The following is a 1,165-nucleotide window of genomic DNA, read 5'->3' as shown; positions in this document are numbered from 1 at the left end:
CAGCTCCACCCCGAGCAGTCCACCGACGCCATCGTCATCCACCACCCCGAGGCGACCTACTTCAACGCCCGTTGACCGGGCCCCGCATCGCTGCGGGCCAGCGCACCAGCCGAGGAGGCCGGAGATGACCACCCAGCAGAGCGTTCTGCTCCGACAGTACCGACCAGGGCCCCGGGAGGTCCTGGCGTCCGGCCTCCCCTCGTTCTCCTTCGAGTTCTTCCCGGCCAAGTCGCCGGCCGGTGACCGGGCGCTGTGGGACTCGATCCGCCGGGTCGAGGCCGTCTCGCCGTCCTTCGTCTCCGTCACCTACGGCGCCGGCGGTTCCTCCCGCGAGCGCACCATCGCCGCCACCGAGCGGATCGCCACCCACACCACGCTGCGGGTGGTGGCCCACCTGACGGCGGTGGGCCACTCGGTGGCCGAGCTGCGCCGGATCGTCGGCCAGTACTCGGACGCCGGGGTGCGCGACATCCTCGCCCTGCGCGGCGACCCGCCGGGTGACCCGCAGGGACCCTGGACGGCCCACCCCCAGGGACTGCGGCACGCCAGCGAGCTGATCGAACTCGTGCGCGAGCTGGGTCAGTTCAGCATCGGGGTGGCCGCCTTCCCGGAGCGCCACCCGCGCTCGCCCGACTGGGAGAGCGACATCAGGCACTTCGTGGCCAAGTGCCGGGCGGGGGCGGACTACGCCATCACCCAGATGTTCTTCCGGGCCGAGGACTACCTGCGGCTGCGCGACCGGGTGGTGGCCGCCGGCTGCACCGTCCCGATCATCCCGGCGATCATGCCGGCCACCGACGCGCGCCAGATCAAGCGCTTCGCCGAGCTGAGCAACGCGACCTTCCCCGACGACCTGGCCGCCCGGCTCACCGCCGCCGAGCACGACCCGGCGGCCGGGCACCGGATCGGGGTGGCGCACGCCACCGACCTGGCCGCCCGCCTGCTGGACGAGGGCGCCCCCGGACTGCACTACATCACCCTCAACCGCTCCAACGCGACGTTGGAGATCCACCGCGACCTGCGCCTGCGGCGCTTCGCGGCCCCCGCCCTGCCGACGACCACTATCAAGGAGTTGCTGTGACGCGCCCGAACCTGACCGATTTCAAGGTGGCCGATCTCTCCCTGGCGCCGTTCGGTCGCAAGGAGATCCAGCTGGCCGAGCACG

The 1,165-nt window shown here is 72.3% G+C and carries 1 protein-coding gene; it reads left to right on the top strand.

Annotated features, from left to right (window positions below):
* The first annotated feature begins 124 nt into the window (after positions 1–124).
* Entirely contained in the window at positions 125–1,081 is a 957-nt protein-coding gene (metF, locus tag ABD323_RS41385) for a methylenetetrahydrofolate reductase [NAD(P)H] (RefSeq protein WP_344447247.1), read from the top strand.
* The last annotated feature ends 84 nt before the right edge of the window (positions 1,082–1,165 follow it).

The organism is Kitasatospora nipponensis (assembly GCF_039528135.1).
Classification (GTDB): Bacteria; Actinomycetota; Actinomycetes; order Streptomycetales; family Streptomycetaceae; genus Kitasatospora; species Kitasatospora nipponensis.
This window is presented reverse-complemented; position numbering and strand designations above follow the sequence as displayed.

Coding starts and splice junctions, on each gene's coding strand:
- metF (WP_344447247.1), top strand. CDS start 125: ATGACCACCCAGCAGAGCGTTCTGCTCCGACAGTACCGACCAGGGCCC.